The sequence below is a fragment of the Kitasatospora sp. MAP12-44 genome (genome assembly GCF_029892095.1).
Taxonomy (GTDB): Bacteria; Actinomycetota; Actinomycetes; order Streptomycetales; family Streptomycetaceae; genus Kitasatospora.
Genome location: NZ_JARZAE010000004.1, coordinates 4344359 through 4361663, shown reverse-complemented (window position 1 = coordinate 4361663; position 17305 = coordinate 4344359). Strand labels below are relative to the sequence as shown.

Annotated in this window: 14 protein-coding genes; 10 read left to right on the top strand and 4 right to left on the bottom strand. The window is 73.0% G+C overall.

What is annotated here, in order from left to right; all coding sequences use genetic code 11:
• Positions 1–120 precede the first annotated feature (120 nt).
• Complete coding sequence (locus tag P3T34_RS20280; RefSeq protein WP_280667445.1) at positions 121–930, top strand: 4'-phosphopantetheinyl transferase family protein; 810 nt, start codon at positions 121–123, stop codon at positions 928–930.
• Positions 931–942: 12 nt separating this feature from the next.
• Here P3T34_RS20280 and P3T34_RS20275 read toward each other — a convergent pair whose 3' ends face one another.
• Positions 943–1695, bottom strand: coding sequence for a ferritin-like domain-containing protein (locus tag P3T34_RS20275; protein ID WP_280667444.1), 753 nt, complete (start codon positions 1693–1695; stop codon positions 943–945).
• Between the two features lie 315 nt (positions 1696–2010).
• Between P3T34_RS20275 and P3T34_RS20270 the strand changes: the two genes are divergently transcribed.
• From P3T34_RS20270 to P3T34_RS20255, 4 genes are all read left to right on the top strand, one after another.
• Positions 2011–2991 (top strand): hypothetical protein, encoded by a 981-nt coding sequence (locus P3T34_RS20270; RefSeq protein ID WP_280667443.1) that lies wholly within the window; start codon positions 2011–2013, stop codon positions 2989–2991.
• Positions 2992–3167: 176 nt separating this feature from the next.
• Entirely contained in the window at positions 3168–3686 is a 519-nt protein-coding gene (locus tag P3T34_RS20265; protein ID WP_280672247.1) for a bacterial proteasome activator family protein, read from the top strand.
• A 460-nt stretch (positions 3687–4146) separates the two neighbouring features.
• Positions 4147–5670, top strand: coding sequence for a protein kinase (locus tag P3T34_RS20260; RefSeq protein WP_280667442.1), 1524 nt, complete (start codon positions 4147–4149; stop codon positions 5668–5670).
• Positions 5671–5766: 96 nt separating this feature from the next.
• Positions 5767–7557 carry a protein kinase gene (locus P3T34_RS20255; protein WP_280667441.1) on the top strand — a complete coding sequence of 597 codons (1791 nt, stop codon included), beginning with the start codon at positions 5767–5769 and terminating at the stop codon, positions 7555–7557.
• Between the two features lie 5 nt (positions 7558–7562).
• On the opposite strand, the gene P3T34_RS20250 is transcribed toward P3T34_RS20255, so the two are convergent.
• Both P3T34_RS20250 and P3T34_RS20245 read right to left on the bottom strand, forming a co-directional pair.
• Complete coding sequence (locus P3T34_RS20250; RefSeq protein ID WP_280667440.1) at positions 7563–8654, bottom strand: phosphotransferase; 1092 nt, start codon at positions 8652–8654, stop codon at positions 7563–7565.
• 177 nt (positions 8655–8831) lie between these two features.
• Positions 8832–9491 carry a response regulator transcription factor gene (locus P3T34_RS20245; RefSeq protein ID WP_280667439.1) on the bottom strand — a complete coding sequence of 220 codons (660 nt, stop codon included), beginning with the start codon at positions 9489–9491 and terminating at the stop codon, positions 8832–8834.
• A gap of 361 nt (positions 9492–9852) precedes the next feature.
• Between P3T34_RS20245 and pdhA the strand changes: the two genes are divergently transcribed.
• Genes pdhA through P3T34_RS20230 form a run of 3 tightly spaced genes read left to right on the top strand, consistent with a single transcriptional unit; the run spans position 9853 to position 13396 of the window.
• Positions 9853–10998, top strand: coding sequence for a pyruvate dehydrogenase (acetyl-transferring) E1 component subunit alpha (pdhA, locus tag P3T34_RS20240; RefSeq protein WP_280667438.1), 1146 nt, complete (start codon positions 9853–9855; stop codon positions 10996–10998).
• 7 nt (positions 10999–11005) lie between these two features.
• Complete coding sequence (locus P3T34_RS20235; RefSeq protein WP_280667437.1) at positions 11006–11977, top strand: alpha-ketoacid dehydrogenase subunit beta; 972 nt, start codon at positions 11006–11008, stop codon at positions 11975–11977.
• 12 nt (positions 11978–11989) lie between these two features.
• Complete coding sequence (locus P3T34_RS20230; protein WP_280667436.1) at positions 11990–13396, top strand: dihydrolipoamide acetyltransferase family protein; 1407 nt, start codon at positions 11990–11992, stop codon at positions 13394–13396.
• A gap of 67 nt (positions 13397–13463) precedes the next feature.
• Here P3T34_RS20230 and P3T34_RS20225 read toward each other — a convergent pair whose 3' ends face one another.
• On the bottom strand, positions 13464–14402 hold the full coding sequence (locus P3T34_RS20225) for a hypothetical protein (protein ID WP_280667435.1): 939 nt from the start codon (positions 14400–14402) through the stop codon (positions 13464–13466).
• Between the two features lie 191 nt (positions 14403–14593).
• Between P3T34_RS20225 and P3T34_RS20220 the strand changes: the two genes are divergently transcribed.
• Both P3T34_RS20220 and P3T34_RS20215 read left to right on the top strand, forming a co-directional pair.
• Entirely contained in the window at positions 14594–15847 is a 1254-nt protein-coding gene (locus P3T34_RS20220; protein WP_280667434.1) for a benzoate/H(+) symporter BenE family transporter, read from the top strand.
• A 131-nt stretch (positions 15848–15978) separates the two neighbouring features.
• Positions 15979–17226, top strand: a complete 1248-nt coding sequence (locus P3T34_RS20215; protein ID WP_280667433.1) for a M64 family metallopeptidase — start codon at positions 15979–15981, stop codon at positions 17224–17226.
• Positions 17227–17305: the final 79 nt, after the last annotated feature.

The window sequence follows — 17305 nt, the reverse complement described above, 5'->3', positions numbered from 1 at the left end:
AACCGTATGAACCTCCAACTCCGCTCCAGTGAAAGACGAGTGACCATCAGTTATGTTGACCGTCTGAGATCCGGGGAGCAGCACGGATGGACCCTCTGTCAAACGGGAAGGGCTGACGGCGTGAGCGCCGCACTTTCGCTCCCCGAACCGGGAGAAACCCACGTGTGGTTCGGCGACGGGGACACCGCCGAACCGAATCGGGACCTGGAACTCCTCTCGGCGGACGAACGGGCCAGGTGCGCCCGGTACTCGTACCGCCTCGACCGGTCGCGCTTCGCGGCCGCCCGGGCGGGAGCGCGCCGAGTGCTGGCGCGCTACGTGGGCGGGGAGCCCGCTCAGGTCCGCTTCGACCGGGCCGAAGCGGACGTCCTCGGTGATCCGGCCGATCGCGGCGACCACCGGCACCGCCCGCTCGTCGTCGCGGTCCGCGGTACGCCGCTCTACCTGAGCGTCGCCAGGTCCGAGGGCCTCTGGCTGCTCGGCCTGGCGGTGGACGAGCGGATCGGCGTGGACGTGGAACACGTCCGTGATTTCGACACCGCGGGACTCATCAACCGCTGCCTGGCGACGGAGGAGCGCGAGCAGGTCAACGCACTCGCGCCCGAGGAGCGCGGCGCGGCCTTCGTCCGGGCCTGGACCCGGAAAGAGGCGCTGATCAAGGCGGCCGGCTTGCCCCGGAGCACCCCACACCACCGCATACCGGTGCAGCCGACCCGGCCGGGAGCGGTACGTGTCGCTCAACCCGACCACAGCGGGCGGCAGTCGGGCAGCTGGACCGTCCAGGACCTGCCGCTCGGCGGCCTCGTACGGGCCTCGCTTGCCCGGCCCGCCGCCTGCGCCGGGCCGGTGCGCTGGACCGACACCACCACCACGGGGGAGCCGCGCCTGGACACGTGGCGCGCTCAACTGCCCGACCTTCAGGTCGGCTGAGCGCAACCCCCGCTACCCCAGGGCGTTGCGGATGGCCGGCATCCGCAGGGTGGTCATCCGGCGCCAGCCGATCGCGCGCTCGTACAGGTACACCACGTGGATGCCGAGCGCCAGCACCGCCGACTTGGGCTTGGACCAGCGCAGGAGGGCGCCCATCCGGTCCATCACGGCGAGGCTGACGTCCCGGTAGGTCCTGACCTCGGCGCGGGCCGTGCTGCGCAGCAGGTCGAGGATCACAGGCCTGTGACCGTTCGCCGCGAGGCGGAGCAACTCCTCGTGGCAGTAGGCGAGATGGTTGTCCTCGTCGGCGGAGATCATCCGCACCGCACGGCCGATCTCCGGGTGCTCGTTGAAGACCTTGCGCAGCAGGCGCATCTGCTCGGCCGCGCGCTGCTCGGTGACCCTGCTGTGGGCCAGGTAGACCACGATGTCGTACTCGGTCAGCGGCTCGTCGCGGCGCAGCCGGCTGTGCGCCAGACCGATGCCCTGGTGTTCGAGGAGCATCGTGTAGTCGGTCGCGTCCGGGACGTCGACGGCGCGCAGCCCGCGCTTGTGCAGCAGCGCGGTGAAGATCCTGCCGTGCTTGTCCTCGTCGGCGCCGTGCCGGGCGATCTTCGGGGCGAGCTCCTGATCGGCCACCAGGGCGGCGATCCGGCCGTTCTCCCAGCCGCCCTGGTCCTCGCCCTTGGCGGCGATGCTGCAGAACAGCCGGAACGACTCGTCGTTGTCGTGAATCTCCTGGAACAGGCTGCGGGCCGAGAGCACTCGGTACCACCTCTCCCGGCTGCCGCAGCGCCGAACGGGTCCTACGTCGCACCTTGCCGATCCAGTCAAGGGCGACGGCGTGGCGGGTCGCAACCGGAGTTGGCCCAGCTGGGCGGCGCGGCTGGGCGGCATCCGGGTTGAGGTGCCCGGGTGAGTGGAGTGTGTGACGCTGGTGCGGAGCTGTCCCGCCGCCGGTGCCGCCCTCGGGCCGCCGGCCGTCGGAAGGACCGTCCGTCCGTGGCCAAGACCTCGCACTCGCAGTCCCCGCTCGCTCCGCCCGTCCCGGTTTCCGCAGGCGATACGCCTCCTGGGCCGGTGGAGCCGCTCCTTCGCAGCCGTCGCGCTCCTGGCGGGCGGCGCTCGCTTCGCTCGACCCGCCGGGCGCTGGCCCGTCGGCTGGTGGCCGGTGCGGGGCTCACGGCGCCGGTGCTGCTGGCGCTGGTCATCCCGGCGGCCGCGCAGGTGGCGTCCTCCGGTGGGGCCGCGGTGCACGGCGAGGCGGTGCCGAACGGCGCGGCTGGAGCCGGGCCGTTGGACGGTTCCTCGGCGGGCTCGCCGCTGCGGCCGATACCCGGGGCGCCGCCGGCTCAGCCGTCGGCGCCGATACCGGCGGACACCGACCCGCTGCCGGGCGGTCCGTCCGAGAGCACGCCGAGGCCTGAGCCGCCCGTGACCCCTGAGCCGTCCGCGGCGGGCCCGACCCGCACCGGCGCCGCGCCCGCCTCTCCGTCGCTTCCGTCGCTCCCGTCGACGCCGACCGCGACCGCGCAGCCCGGCTCCGCCGCCACCCCCACCCCCACGCCCGCCGCGGGCCCGACGCCCGGCCGGCCGCCGACCGCGGTCGCCGGCGCCCCGGTGTCCGGCACCCGGCCCTCGGCCCCCGCCCGCCCGTCCCGCCCGTCCCGCCCCGCCGGCTTCCCGGCGCCGCAGGGCGCCGTGCCCGACGGCCCCTGGAGCCCGGACCCGCCGTCCGGCGAGCCGGCCGCCGACTCGCCCACCCCCGAGCCGAGTTGCTCCCCGATGGCCGTGCGGCCCGGCGCCGCGCCGCCGAGCCTGCTGGACGCGGTGGCCGCGCAGGACGACGCGGACGGTTCCGGCGCCGCCGACGGATTCGTGCTGCCGACGCCGGACCCGGCCCAGCCCACCGCCGACGGGCTGCCGGCGGGCGCCCAGAGCACCGCGCGGACGGCGGCGCGCTGGCGGGACCCGTCGAACCTGCAACTCCCGCTGGGCGCCGGGCTGGCCCTGATCGGTCTCGGCCTGGCGCTGGTCGGCTACCGCCTGCGCCACAGCTGACCGGGCCGCCGCGAACCACCCGCCGGTTGACCCTCCGGAGGCCAGAAGCATATGAAGGAGCTATGACGAAGCCGCTGGACGAACGGCCGGAGTACGAGCCGTATCAGGGATCGACGGGATCGAACGGCCCGTCGCAGGAAGGACCGCCGCAGGTGCTGATCGTGGGCCCGGACGGCATGGCGGTCGGGACCGGCGCGGGAGGCGGCGGCCGGGCCTTCGGCCGGGCGGACGACGGGACCGGGTCGCGGGAACTGCCGGTGACCGAGATGGTCGAGCAGCCGGCCAAGGTGATGCGGATCGGCAGCATGATCAAGCAGCTGCTCGAAGAGGTTCGGGCGGCTCCGCTCGACGAGGCGAGCCGGGTCCGGCTGAAGGCCATCCACGCCAGCTCCATCAAGGAGCTGGAGCTCGGCCTGGCGCCGGAGCTGGTCGAGGAGCTGGAGCGGCTGTCGCTGCCGTTCATGGACGACACCATCCCCACCGAGGCCGAGCTGCGGATCGCGCAGGCCCAGCTGGTCGGCTGGCTGGAGGGGCTCTTCCACGGCATCCAGACCGCGCTGTTCGCCCAGCAGATGGCCGCCCGGGCGCAGCTGGAGCAGATGCGGCGCGCGCTGCCGCCCGGCAGCCAGCCGGCCGACCACGACTTCGACGACCCGGACGAGGGCCGCGGCATGCGCTCGGGGCCCTACCTCTAAGACCGACCGGCAAATGGAGGGTGGGAGAAGGAGCGGGTCGAGGGCCGAGTCCAGGCGGTGCCGACGAAGGAGCCATGGCGGAGCCCTGGCGACTGAGGAGAAGCCGTCTGGGCGAGAGCCGTCGGCCCGCGACGCCGCCCTCCATTTGCCGGTCGGTCTAAGGATCGGTAGGAGGCGAAGCACGGCCCGGCGGCCCCTGCACGGCCCGCCGGGCCGAGGTGCCGATACCCTGGCCCCTGTCGACGGCCGATACCGGTCGCCGGCCGGGGTCGGCCCGGTCGGTGGCACCGGGCGCGGCGGCTCTGACGAGCCGTCCGGCAGGCTGGTGCGGCGGACCGGTTCGCGGGGGCCGGGCCGGCGGGTCGTTCGACAGGCCGCCTGACAGGCCATCTGACAGGGCATCCGATCAACCACGTCGCGGCAGCGGTGTTCGGCCGTGCCGAGGGGGAAGCAGAGGACGATGAGCGAGGACGGCAGCACGGGTCAGGGCCAGCCGCAGACACAGCACTCGCTGGGCAACGGCAGGTACGTCCTCCAGCACCTGCTGGGCCAAGGCGGCATGGCCGCTGTCCACCTGGCGTACGACACGGTCCTTGACCGCCAGGTGGCGGTGAAGACGCTGCACACCGAGCTGGGCCGCGAGTCGTCGTTCCGCGAGCGCTTCCGCCGCGAGGCGCAGGCCGTCGCCCGGCTCCAGCACACCAACATCGTCTCCGTCTTCGACAGCGGCGAGGAGGTCGCGCCGGACGGAGCGACCACGCCGTACATCGTCATGGAGTACGTCGAGGGGCCCTCGCTGCGCGATGTGCTCAACGAGGCCGTCGCCCAGCACGGCGCGATGCCCACCGAGCAGGCGCTGAAGATCACCGCCGCGGTGCTGGCCGCCCTGGACACCTCGCACGACCAGGGCCTGGTGCACCGCGACATCAAGCCCGGCAACGTCATGGTCAACACCAAGGGCGTCGTCAAGGTGATGGACTTCGGCATCGCCCGGGCCATGCAGTCCGGCGTGACGTCGATGACCCAGACCGGCATGGTGGTCGGCACCCCGCAGTACCTCTCGCCCGAGCAGGCGCTGGGCAAGAGCGTGGACGCCCGCTCCGACCTCTACTCGGTCGGCTGCATGCTCTTCGAGCTGCTCACCGGCCGGCTGCCGTTCGACGGCGACTCGCCGTTCTCGATCGCCTACAAGCACGTCCAGGAGGAGCCGCCGGCGCCGTCCTCCCTCAACCGCGCGGTCACTCCCGCGGTGGACGCGCTGGTCGCCCGCGCGCTGCGCAAGGACCCCTCGCACCGCTTCCCGACCGCCGAGGCCATGCGCGAGGAGGTCGAGCGGGTGCAGGCGGGTGCGGCGACCGAGGGCGGCACGCCGCTGATGGCCAGCACCCCGCTGGTGATCGGCGAGGGCCCGCGCTCCGCGCATGCGGCCTCCTCCTCGCTGACCAACTTCCCGCAGGTCGGCGGCGACATCCGGACGCCGGCGCCGCACGTCCAGCAGCCGTACCAGCCGGTCCAGGCGCCGCCCTACGGCCCGCAGACCCCGCCGCCGGCGTTCAACCAGCAGACGCCGCAGCCGTTCCAGGGCTACCAGACCCCGCCGCCGCAGCAGCAGTACCAGACCCCGCCCCCTCAGCAGCAGCAGTACCAGACCCCGCCGCCGCAGCAGCAGTACCAGACGCCGCCGGTCGCCTTCCCGCAGCAGGCGCACAACCCGGCGCCGATGCAGCGGCCGATGCCGCAGCAGGCCGGTCCGTTTGTGCCGCAGCGCCCGGCGCAGACCGGAACCAGCGGGTGCTCGACCGCTCTGGTCGTGCTCGGTGTGATCATCGGCCTGATCGTGCTGTTCGCGATCATCATCGCGATCGTGGCGAGCAAGGCCTCGAACACCAACTCGTCCACCGACCAGTACGGCGGCGCACACCAGCCCTCGTCGGTGGTCTCCCAGCTCTCCCAGCGGTCCGAGGAGCTGCCACCGGTGCTCTGACGCGTTCCACGCCTGGGTGTCCGAGGCGGTAGCGTTCTGGAGAAGTGAATCGAATGGGCGACCGCGACCAGAGCGCCGGGCCCGGGGCGAGGAGTAATGGCACAGACGCAGCAGCCGGGCGACGGCGAGGGAGACTTCGCCCCCGGCACCGGCTCGGGCCAGGAGCAGGACGACGCCACGCACGAGACACCACGCTTCCCCGACCGGGAGCCGGGCGCCGCCGGTTCCGAGGAGACCGCCGCCACCCGGGTGGTGGGCGGCGCCGCGGGCTTCGACGGTCCGCCGACCCCGAGCCGCGGCACCGCCGCCCCGCTCGGCACCCTCGGTGACGGCCGCTACCGGCTGACCCACCGGCTCGGCCGGGGCGGCATGGCCGAGGTGCTCGCCGCCCAGGACGTCCGGCTCGGCCGGACCGTCGCGGTCAAGCTGCTCCGCGCCGAGCTGGCCCAGGACGACGTCGCCCGGCAGCGGTTCACCCGTGAGGCTCACTCCGTCGCGGGGCTCAACCACCACTCGATCGTCGCTGTCTACGACACCGGCGAGGACTTCCTCGGCGGCGAGTCGACGCCGTACATCGTGATGGAGCTGGTCGAGGGCCGCACCGTCCGCGAGCTGCTGCTGGCCGAGGACGCGCCGCCGGTCGACCAGGCGCTGATCATCATCGCCGGGGTGCTGGAGGCGCTGGACTACAGCCACCGGCACGGCATCGTGCACCGCGACATCAAGCCCGCCAATGTGATCATCACGACCGCGGGCGCGGTCAAGGTGATGGACTTCGGCATCGCCCGGGCGCTCACCGGCGCGGCCAGCACCATGACGCAGACCGGCATGGTGATGGGCACCCCGCAGTACCTGTCGCCCGAGCAGGCGCTCGGCAAGCCGGTGGACCACCGCTCCGACCTGTACGCGGCCGGCTGCATGCTCTACGAGCTGCTGACGCTGCGCCCGCCGTTCACCGGCGACACGCCGCTCGCGGTGGTGTACCAGCACGTCCAGGACGCGCCGGTGCCGCCGTCCCAGATGAACCCGCGCGTGCCGCAGCAGTTCGACGCCCTGGTGCTCCGCTCGCTGGCGAAGAGCCCGGACGACCGCTTCCAGAGCGCGGACGAGTTCCGCGCGCACCTGCAGCACGCGCTGCGCGAGATGCACGGCGCGGCCGGGGCCGGCGGCTACGGCGGCTACGGCGGCTACCAGGGCACGCCTGCCGACGGCACGGCGATCACCGAGGCCTTCGGCATGCCCGCCGGCCCGCCGGACGCCACCACCGTGCTGCCGTACGGCGGTGCGGCCACCGCCGCGTACGGGACGCCGGCCACGCCCTACCAGGGCGTCGGCGGTCCGGGCGACACCGGCCACGGCGGCGGGTACGGGCAGGGCGGCTACGGGCAGGGCGGGTACGGCGGCTCCGGCGGGGCCGGCGGTGGCGACGACCACGAGCCGCCGCGCCGCCGCCGTGCCGCGCTGGCCTGGGTGGTCGGCCTGCTGCTGCTGGTCGGCGGCGGGGTCGGGATCGCGCTGGCGGTGGACAACGGCAGCACGAAGCCGCCGGCGCCGGCGACCAGCTCGCCGACCGACCAGCTGACCGACCAGCCGTCCGAGACCCCGTCGGTGACGCCGTCGCCGACCCCCGGCCACTCGTACACCCCGACGCAGTCGAACACCAACACCGGTCAGTACCCACCGTCGACCGGTTACACGCGCACGCGCACCTCCTCGCCCTCGGCGTCCGCGTCGGCCTCGGCTTCGGCGTCCTCCTCGGCTTCGGACTCCGCGTCCTCGTCCGCTTCGCCGCCCCCCAGTCCGCCGTCGTCGAACACGTCCTCCGCGCCGCCGAGCTCGCAGCCGCCGCCCACCAAGGCGTCGGAGCACCCCGTGCCCGGCCAGTAGCCGGCTCAGTTCACGAAGGCGTCCAGCACCTGCTCGTACTCCTGGCACCACCAGGCGGTCTGTGCAGAGGCGGCGGCGAAGAGGTGGTCGGCGCGCTGGTCGGCGCGCTGGTAGCGCCACTGGAGCATCCAGAAGTCGTTCAGCCGCTCCCACCAGACCCGGTGCGCCGCCGCCGCCAGCTCCTCGGGTGGCGCGGCGGCGGCCTCGCGGTAGGCGCGGGCGTAGCGGCGGACCCGGGCGAGGTCGAGTTCGCCGGTCACCGGGTCGTTGAAGATCAGCGTGGCGGCCCGTACCGCCTCCTCGCCGCGCGGCCGCACGCCGAGCCGGTCCCAGTCCAGCACGGCGACCACCCGCCCGCCCCGGTGCAGCAGGTTGAGCCCGTGGAAGTCCCCGTGCACCCAGCCCACCGGCCCGGCCGCGTCGGGGGCGGGCCGCCGGTGCCGGTAGGCCTCCAGCAGTTCGGCGCGCTCGGTCAGCCGGCGCTCGGCGAGCAGGTCGAACGGGCCGTACGGGCGGTGCCGGCGGGCCAGCCCGAGCAGCTCGCCGAGCAGGGCCGTGCTGGCCCGCGGATCGGCCGTCGGCGTCCGGACCGGTTGCACGACGGGGGCGCAGACGCGCGCGAGCGCGCCGTGCAACCGGCCGAGCAGCGCGCCGAGTTCCCCGCACTGCGAGAGGTCCAGCTCGGCTCCGGTGCGATGGGTGCCCGGTACCCAGGGGTAGAGCGCGAAGCGCCGGCCGTCACAGTCGGTGACGGTCTGGCCGTCGCGAGCGGCCAGCGGAGGTGCGATCGGCAACCCCCGGGCGTACAGCGCGGCGGTGGCCCGGTGCTGCGCGGTGATCGCGGGCAGCGTCGCGGTGGCCCGGTCCACATAGCACTTGAGGAAGTACACACCGCTGCTGCTGGTCACCCGGTAGCCCCGGTTGAGCAGCCCCTCGGCGACCGGTTCCGCCTCGATCAACCGCCCGGAGCGGTAGCCGCGAAAGACTCGGGCGAGTACGAACCGCGAGACCGGCGGGCTCAGCGTCCCGACCGGCGGTGCGGTGGCGTCCGGTCCCTCCAACAGCACTGCGGTGGCGGCCGACTGACTCTCTGTCACGCTCGGTCATCGTAGCCGGGCGGCGCGCGCGGGGGACGGTTGCTCGGAAATGCCCAATTGTGATCATCATTTCGATGATCGTGCCCGATGACTGAGCGTTAACTGTCGTGCTGTGTGCGGACAGTGTCGCAAGTGATCAGTGGTGCGGATGGGGCGGCTGCTCAGTCGGTCGGCGGGTCAGCGCTGCTGCTCGGCGCCCAACCGGGCGACGTACGCGGCGGCTTGGGTGCGGCGCTCCATGCCGAGCTTGGCGAGCAGGCTGGAGACGTAGTTCTTCACGGTCTTCTCGGCCAGGTGCAGTTCGTTGCCGATCTGCCGGTTGGTCATCCCCTCGCCGATCAGCTCCAGGATCCGGCGCTCCTGCTTCGTCAACTGGGCGAGCCGCTCGTCCTCCTTCTCGCCGCCCTCCCGCAGCCGCTCCAGCACCCGGCTGGTGGCCACCGGGTCGAGCAGCGACTTGCCCGCCGCCACGTCCCGCACCGCCGAGATCAGGTCGCTGCCGCGGATCGCCTTGAGCACGTACCCCGAGGCCCCGGCCATGATCGCGTCGAAGAGCGCCTCGTCGTCCGAGAAGGAGGTGAGCATCAGGCACCGGATGTCGGGGTGCAGCGAGCGGATCTCCCGGCAGACCTCCACGCCGTTGCCGTCGGGCAGCCGGACGTCCAGCACGGCCACGTCGGGGTGGGCGGCGGGGATCCGGGTGATCGCCTCGGTGGCCGTGCCGGCCTCGCCGACCACCTCGATGTCGTCCTCGACGGTGAGCAACTCGTGAACTCCGCGTCGGACCACCTCATGATCATCTAGAAGGAAAACCCTGATTTGTCCGTTTTTGGTCACCGGTCAAGGCTCCCATATCGTCATAGAGAAGGCCTATCGCCCGCACTGGGCTCCCACACAATCTGTCTCATCCACCCCCTTACGCGAAACGCGCTGCCCGGATAGCGTGCGCAGGTGTCCTGTACGGCACCGCCGGAGCTAGCTTCGAGCCCGGCCCGACCCCCATCCAGGTCGGAACAACTAGGACGTCCTTACGCAGGCGCGACAAGCGCGCCCGCTGGGTAACGTTCTCGTGAGGACGCCGTCGGAAAAGGATCACCACCTGCCACGTCATCGGTGCGCCCACCCCGCGCACTGTGCGAGGAGGTGACCGGACCGGTCACCGGCGACCCCGGGCGGCCGGACAGACCGAGGAGTAAACGTGACCGTCAAAAGCACGGCGAGGGCGCGCAAGAAGGCCGCCCCCGGCGTCCCTGACAATCTCCCAGCGGGGAAGGACGCCCCGACCGAGCTCGTGCAGCTGCTGACGCCGGAGGGTGAACGGGTCGAGCACCCGGACTACCCGCTGGCCATCGAGGCGGACGAGCTGCGCTCGCTCTACCGGGACCTGGTGCTGGTTCGGCGGTTCGACGCCGAGGCGACCGCGCTGCAGCGGCAGGGCGAGCTGGGCCTGTGGGCCTCGCTGCTCGGCCAGGAGGCGGCCCAGGTCGGCAGCGGCCGCGCGATGCGCGAGAAGGACTACGCCTTCCCGACCTACCGCGAGCACGGCGTCGCCTGGTGCCGCGGAGTCGACCCGCTCAACCTGCTCGGGATGTTCCGCGGGGTGAACCACGGCGGGTGGGACCCCAACGAGAAGAACTTCCACCTCTACACCATCGTGATCGGCTCGCAGACGCTGCACGCGACCGGCTACGCGATGGGCATCACCAAGGACGGCGCCGAGGACGCGGTGATCGCCTACTTCGGTGACGGCGCCTCCAGCCAGGGCGACGTCAGCGAGGCCTTCACCTTCGCGTCGGTCTACAACGCGCCGGTGGTCTTCTTCTGCCAGAACAACCAGTGGGCGATCTCCGAGCCCACCACCAACCAGACGAAGATCCCGCTCTACCGCCGCGCCTCCGGCTTCGGCTTCCCCGGCGTGCGGGTGGACGGCAACGACGTGCTGGCCTGCCTGGCGGTCACCCGCTGGGCGCTGGACCGCGCCCGCAACGGCGGCGGCCCGGTGCTGATCGAGGCCTTCACCTACCGGATGGGCGCGCACACCACCTCGGACGACCCGACCCGCTACCGCGCGGCCGAGGAGACCGAGGCCTGGCGCGCCAAGGACCCGATCTCGCGGCTCAAGGCCTACCTGGAGCGCGAGCAGCTGGCCGACGAGGCCTTCTTCACGGCGGTCGACGCCGAGAGCGAGACGCTCGGCCTGCGGGTGCGCGAGGGCGTCCGGTCGATGCCCGACCCGGACCCGACCCTGATCTTCGACCATGTGTACGCCGAGCCGCATGCCTTGGTGACCGAGGAGCGGGCCGAGTACGTCGCGTATGCGGAGTCTTTCGAGGGCGGGGAGTAGTCCGATCATGTCCAAGCTCACCATGTCGAAAGCCATCAACGAAGGCTTGCGCCACTGCCTGGAGACCGACCCCAAGACCCTGATCATGGGTGAGGACGTCGGCAAGCTCGGCGGCGTCTTCCGGGTCACCGACGGCCTGCAGAAGGACTTCGGCGAGGACCGGGTGATCGACACCCCGCTCGCCGAGTCCGGCATCGTCGGCACCGCGATCGGCCTCGCGCTGCGCGGCTACCGCCCGATCGTGGAGATCCAGTTCGACGGCTTCGTCTACCCGGCCTTCGACCAGATCGTCACCCAGCTCGCCAAGATGCACGCCCGCGCGCTGGGCCACGTCAAGATGCCGGTGACGATCCGCATCCCCTACGCGGGTGGAATCGGCGCCGTCGAGCACCACAGCGAGTCGCACGAGGCGTACTTCGCGCACACCGCCGGTCTGCGGGTGGTCACGCCGTCCAACCCGGACGACGCGTACTGGATGCTCCGCCAGTCGGTCGAGTCCGACGACCCGGTGATCTTCCTGGAGCCGAAGGCCCGCTACTGGGACAAGGCCGAGATCAGCGCCGCCCCGGCGCTGGGCCTGCACAGCGCGCGGGTGGTCCGCCCCGGCACCGACCTGACGCTGCTGGCCTACGGCCCGATGATCAAGGTCTGCCTGGAGGTGGCCGCGGCCGCCGAGGAGGACGGCCGCAAGATCGAGGTCGTCGACCTGCGTTCGCTTTCGCCGATCGACTTCGACACCCTGGAGGCGTCGGTCAAGCGCACCGGGCGCGCCGTCGTGGTGCACGAGGCACCGGTCTTCATGGGCATGGGCGCGGAACTCGCGGCCCGGCTCACCGAGCGGTGCTTCTACCACCTGGAGGCGCCGATCCTGCGGGTCGGCGGCTACCACGCGCCGTACCCGCCGTCCCGGGTCGAGGAGCAGTTCCTGCCCGACCTGGACCGGGTGCTGGACGCCGTCGACCGCGCGCTGGCGTTCTGAGAAGGAGTGGCGATGACCACCGAAGTTCGCTCACTCCGTGAGTTCAAGATGCCCGACGTCGGCGAGGGGCTGACCGAGGCCGAGATCCTCAAGTGGTACGTCCAGCCGGGTGACACCGTCACGGACGGTCAGGTCGTCTGCGAGGTCGAGACGGCGAAGGCGGCCGTGGAGCTGCCGATCCCGTTCAACGGCGTCGTCGAGGCCCTGTTCTTCCCCGAGGGGTCGACGGTTGACGTCGGCACCTCGATCATCGCGGTCGCGGTGCTCGGGGCCGCTCCGGCGCCCGCTGCCGCCGCCGCGCCCGCTCCGGCGCCCGCCGCCGCCCCGGTGGCCGAGGCCGTCGAGGGTGAGCCGGCCCGCCGCGAGGTGCTGGTCGGCTACGGACCGCGCACCGGCGCCGTGCAGCGCCGCGCCCGCCGTACGACGGCGGCTGCTCCGGCAGCTCCCGTCGCCGCTCCGGTGGCCCCCGCGGCCCTGGCCGCGCCGGCTCCGGTGGCCGCCCCCGTGGAGGCCGGCGAGCGGCCGCTGGCGAAGCCGCCGGTCCGCAAGCTGGCCAAGGACCTCGGCATCGACCTGCGTGCCGTACGGGCGACCGGGCCGGACGGGATCATCACCCGCGAGGACGTGCACGCCGCCGCAGCCCCGGCCGCGCCGGCCGTGGTCGAGGCGACGGCCCCGGTCGCCGTCCCGGTGGAGGCACCCGTGCCCGCCACCGGCGCCGACCAGCGGATCCCGGTCAAGGGCGTCCGCAAGGCCACCGCGCAGGCGATGGTGGCCTCCGCCTTCACCGCGCCGCACGTCACCGAGTTCGTCCAGGTCGACGTCACCCGCACGATGAAGCTGGTCCGCACGCTCAAGGAGAGCGGCGAGCTGGGCCCGGGGGTGCGGGTCAGCCCGCTGCTGCTGGTCGCCAAGGCGCTGCTCACCGCGTTCAAGCGGCACCCGGAGATCAACGCCAGCTGGGACGAGGCCAGCCAGGAGATCATCCTGCGCGGCCAGATCAACCTGGGTATCGCCGCGGCGACCCCGCGCGGGCTGCTCGTGCCGAACATCAAGAACGCCGGTGCGCTGACCCTCGCCGGCCTCGCGATCGAGCTCGGCTCGCTGGTCGACACCGCCCGGCAGGGCAAGACCTCGCCCGCCGACATGCAGGGCGGCACGGTCACCATCACCAACGTCGGCGTCTTCGGCGTCGACACCGGCACCCCGATCCTCAACCCCGGCGAGGCCGCCATCCTGGCCTTCGGCGCGGTCCGGGAGCTGCCGTGGGTGCACAAGGGCCGGGTGGTGCCGCGCCAGGTCACCACGCTGGCGCTCTCCTTCGACCACCGGATGGTCGACGGCGAGCTGGGCTCCAAGGTGCTGGCCGATGTCGCGGCCATCCTGGAGCGCCCCAAGCGCCTGATCACCTGGGCCTGACGCCCGCTGAACGACAGAAGGGCCCCATCCCCCCGGCCGGGGGGATGGGGCCCTTCGGCTGTGCGCCCTACCGGCGGGCGGAGCGGCGCCGGCGTCCGAGGACGAAGGTGAGGGCAGCGGCGGCCAGGGCGACCAGCGCGCCACCGGCGCCGAGCAGCGGGACGGCGGAGCTGTCGGAGGCGGTGGCGGCGAGTCGCGGTGCCGAGGTGGCGGGGGTCGCGGGCTGCGCGGCGGCCGGGGCCACGGCGGCTGCGGCAGGCACCGCGGGCTGGGCGACCGCGACGGCCGGGGCAGCCGCGATCGGCGCGGCAGGCGCGGCGGCGGCGACGGCCGCGGTGGTCGGGGCAGCGACGTGCGCGGCGGGCTTGACGGGCTTGGCCGGCTTGGCGCTGGGCGCGGCGATGCGCAGCACCTTGAGGGTGTGCACGCCGGGCCGACCGTTGGCGTCCGGGCTGGAGAACATCTGGATCGAGGTCTGGCTGCTCGGCGCGTTGGCCGAGAGCGTGATCCGGAACAGGACCCGCATGGCGTGACCCGCCGCGACCTGCTGGGCGACCGAGGAGGTGTCGGCGTGGATGGTCGGGTCGCAGCCGTGCAGCACCGGCAGCGTCTTCCACTGGTTGTCGACCATCGCCTGGACGGTGAAGTCCGCGGGCCGCAGGTTGGACGCGCCCGGCTGGCCGGCGCCGGGGTTGTAGAACGCCAGATAGGGGGCGATCCAGCCACCGGCGCTCCCGGCGGCCGGGCCGACCTCCTCGCCCACCTCGATCGGGGCACCCCCGGCGGTGATGCTGTCGGGGACAACAGGGATGAACCCGCCCTCGCCGAGGCCCACCACTCGGGCACCGGCCGCAGGCGGGTTCCCGCAGGCGAAGGCGGTGGACGCGCCCGGCAGCAGCGGAACGGCGGCGCTGATGACCAGGGTGGCCGCCGCGGTGGCCAGGACGCGGCGGGAGACGACGGAGGGGACGGACTTCGCAAAGGTGGAGATAACGGACGCGCGCATGACGTGTTCCTTCAGGGACGGTGCTGCCGAGTGGGTGGAGTGAAGGTGGCCGGTGTTCGAATTTCCCCCCGGCCCCTGCCGGTCTCGCTCTCCGTGCCTTCAACTGATGAGACGCGCATCCCCTCCGATGGTTGCAGTCGGATTCGAAGACTTTTCGGACCGTCTCCGGAGCCGTCCTGAATACTGCTCAGATGCCAGAGCCCACCACGGTCGAGACCACCTCCCGCTCCGACGGGGCACCGGCCCCGCACCCGTACGCGCTGCGCCGCGACGCCTCGCTCCCCGCGGTGCTGGCCGGGGTGATCGCCATCGTCGTCTGCTTCTCCGGGCCGCTGGTGGTGTTGTTGGCGGCTGCTGCCGCCGGGCGACTCGACCAGGCGCACACGGTGTCCTGGATCTGGGCCGTCTCGATAGGCAGCGGGCTGACCTCCCTGCTGCTCAGCTGGTACACCAGGACACCGGTGATCACCGCCTGGTCGACGCCCGGTGCTGCCCTGCTCGTCACCAGCCTTGGTTCGTACTCCTACCCCTCGGCGATCGGCGCATTCCTGCTGAGCGGTGTGGCGGTGACGTTGCTCGGGGTCACCGGGCTGTTCGGACGGCTGATCAGGGCGATCCCGTCCGGCGTGGTGAACGCGATGCTGGCGGGCATCCTGTTCAGCTTCGGCACCGCCATCTTCACCGCTCTGCACACCGCGCCGGCCGTCGTACTGGGCGCGCTGGCGGCCTTCCTGGTGGCCAGGCGGCTGCTGGCGCGCTACGCCGTGCCGGCGGCGCTGCTGGCCGGCAGCCTGGCCGCCTGGCTCACGGTGGGGCTGCCGCTGCACCTGGGGCACGGCGGCCTCGCCCACCCGGTGCCGACCGCGCCCGGGTTCGACCCGGCGGCGCTGGTCGGCCTGGCGCTGCCGCTGACCATCGTCGCGCTGGCCTCGCAGAACGCCCCCGGGCTCGGCGTCCTGCGGGCCGGCGGCTACCAGCCGGACGACCGGCTGCTGGTCGGCGCCACCGGCGCGGCCTCCGTCCTGCTGGCCCCTTTCGGGTCGCCGGGCATCACCATCGCCGCGATCACGGCCGCGATCTGCACCAGCCCCGAGAGCCACCCGGACCCGCGTCGGCGCTATGTCGCCGGGATGACCACCGGTCTTGGCTACCTGCTGGTCGGCAGCTTCGGCGGGGTGCTGGTGAGCCTCTTCACCGGGCTGCCCCCGGCGCTGGTCGCGGTGGTCGCAGGCGTGGCGCTGCTGGGGTCGTTCCAGGGCAGCCTGGCCGGCGCCGTCGCCGACGAGCAGGGCCGGGACGCCGCGGTGGTGACCTTCCTGGCCACCGCCTCGGGGATGGTCGTCTTCGGCATCGGCGCGGCCTTCTGGGGCCTGCTGCTGGGCGTCGCGACCCATCTGGTGCTGCGGGCGGGTCCGATCGGCCGCCGCAGGCCCGGACGCGGGTGAGTCCGTGAACGGTTGAGCCAGTCCGGTGAGATGTTCGACAGAAAGTCGGTTAATAGGATCGGCGTGGGTACGTCTTCGCGACCTCCACCCGAGCGCCTGCCGGGTGACCGGAGCACCGAGGACCCGCCCGTATGACGCCTGGCAACCCTGGCCGTCTCATCCGGAGTCTGGCCGCACTCGTCCTGCTCGGGGCCGCCGTTCTGCCGGCCGCCCTCGAAGTCGCCGGTCCGGCGCCGTTCGCCGTGATCGGCCCGGCCTCCGGTCAGTTCACCGATCGCGCGGTGCCACCGCACTCCGGGGCCGGCCCGGTCGCCGCCCGGCTGCGCGGCGCGGGCGCGGCCCCCACGGTCGACATACGCCGGACCGGGGACCCGGCCAACCGGATCACCCTGGTGCTGCTCGGCGACGGCTACACGGCGAACCAGCAGGAGCTGTTCCGCCAGCAGGCCGACCAGTCCTGGCGCTCGCTGATGGAGATCGAGCCGTTCCGGACCTACCAGGGCTTCTTCAACATAAGGCGGGTCGAGGTGGTCTCCCCGGTCTCGGGGATCGCGGAGGGCGACAGCAAGGGCCGCAAGCCGGGCACGCCGCTGGGGATGCACTTCTGGTGCGAGGGCACCGCGCGGCTGCTCTGCGCGGACGAGGCGGCGACCGCCCGGTACGCGGGGGCGGGCGAGGGGCCGCAGTACCTGATCGCGCTGGCCAACTCCACCGAGTACGGCGGCGCCGGCGGCACGGGGGTGACCACGCTGTCGGGGGGCAGCTCGGACGCCGGGCGGATCATCCAGCACGAGATAGGGCACACCGTGGGGGACCTCGGCGACGAGTACGACAGCGCCCCCAGTGATGCCGACTACCCCAACCTCTCCACCCAGGGCGCCGACGTGATGCTGCGCGACCACCTCAAGTGGTGGCGCTGGCTGGGCGCCCAGTCGCCGGACGGTGGCAGCCCGATCGGGGCCTACCGCAGCGCCAACGGGATCTACCGCCCGACCGCGGACTCCGTGATGCGCACCCTGGGCGGCACGTACAACCTGCCCTCGCGCGAGGCGATCATCGAGCAGATCTACCGCAGGCTCTCGCCCTTGGACGGTGCCTCACCCGCTCCCGGGGACGTCGCGGGCCGGCCGCGGCTCGCCGTCCGCCCGCTGGCGCTGGCCGGCCCGCGGCAGCTCCAGGTGGACTGGCAGGTCGACGGCCGACCGGTGGAGCCGCAGGCCGCGGACCGCAGCTGGTACGACCCGGCCGACCTGACGCTGGCGCCCGGCCAGAAGGTCACCGTGACCGCGACGGTGCGGGACGCCACGGACTGGGTGCGCGACGAGGCGTTCCGGGACCAGCACATGACCCGGACGGTGCGCTGGGTGCTGAAGGGCTGAGCGGGTCGCGGGTCGCGGGTGGCCCGGGTCGGTGCTTCGTGTGCACCCCGTGCAAGCGATCAAATGATGGGATGACTAA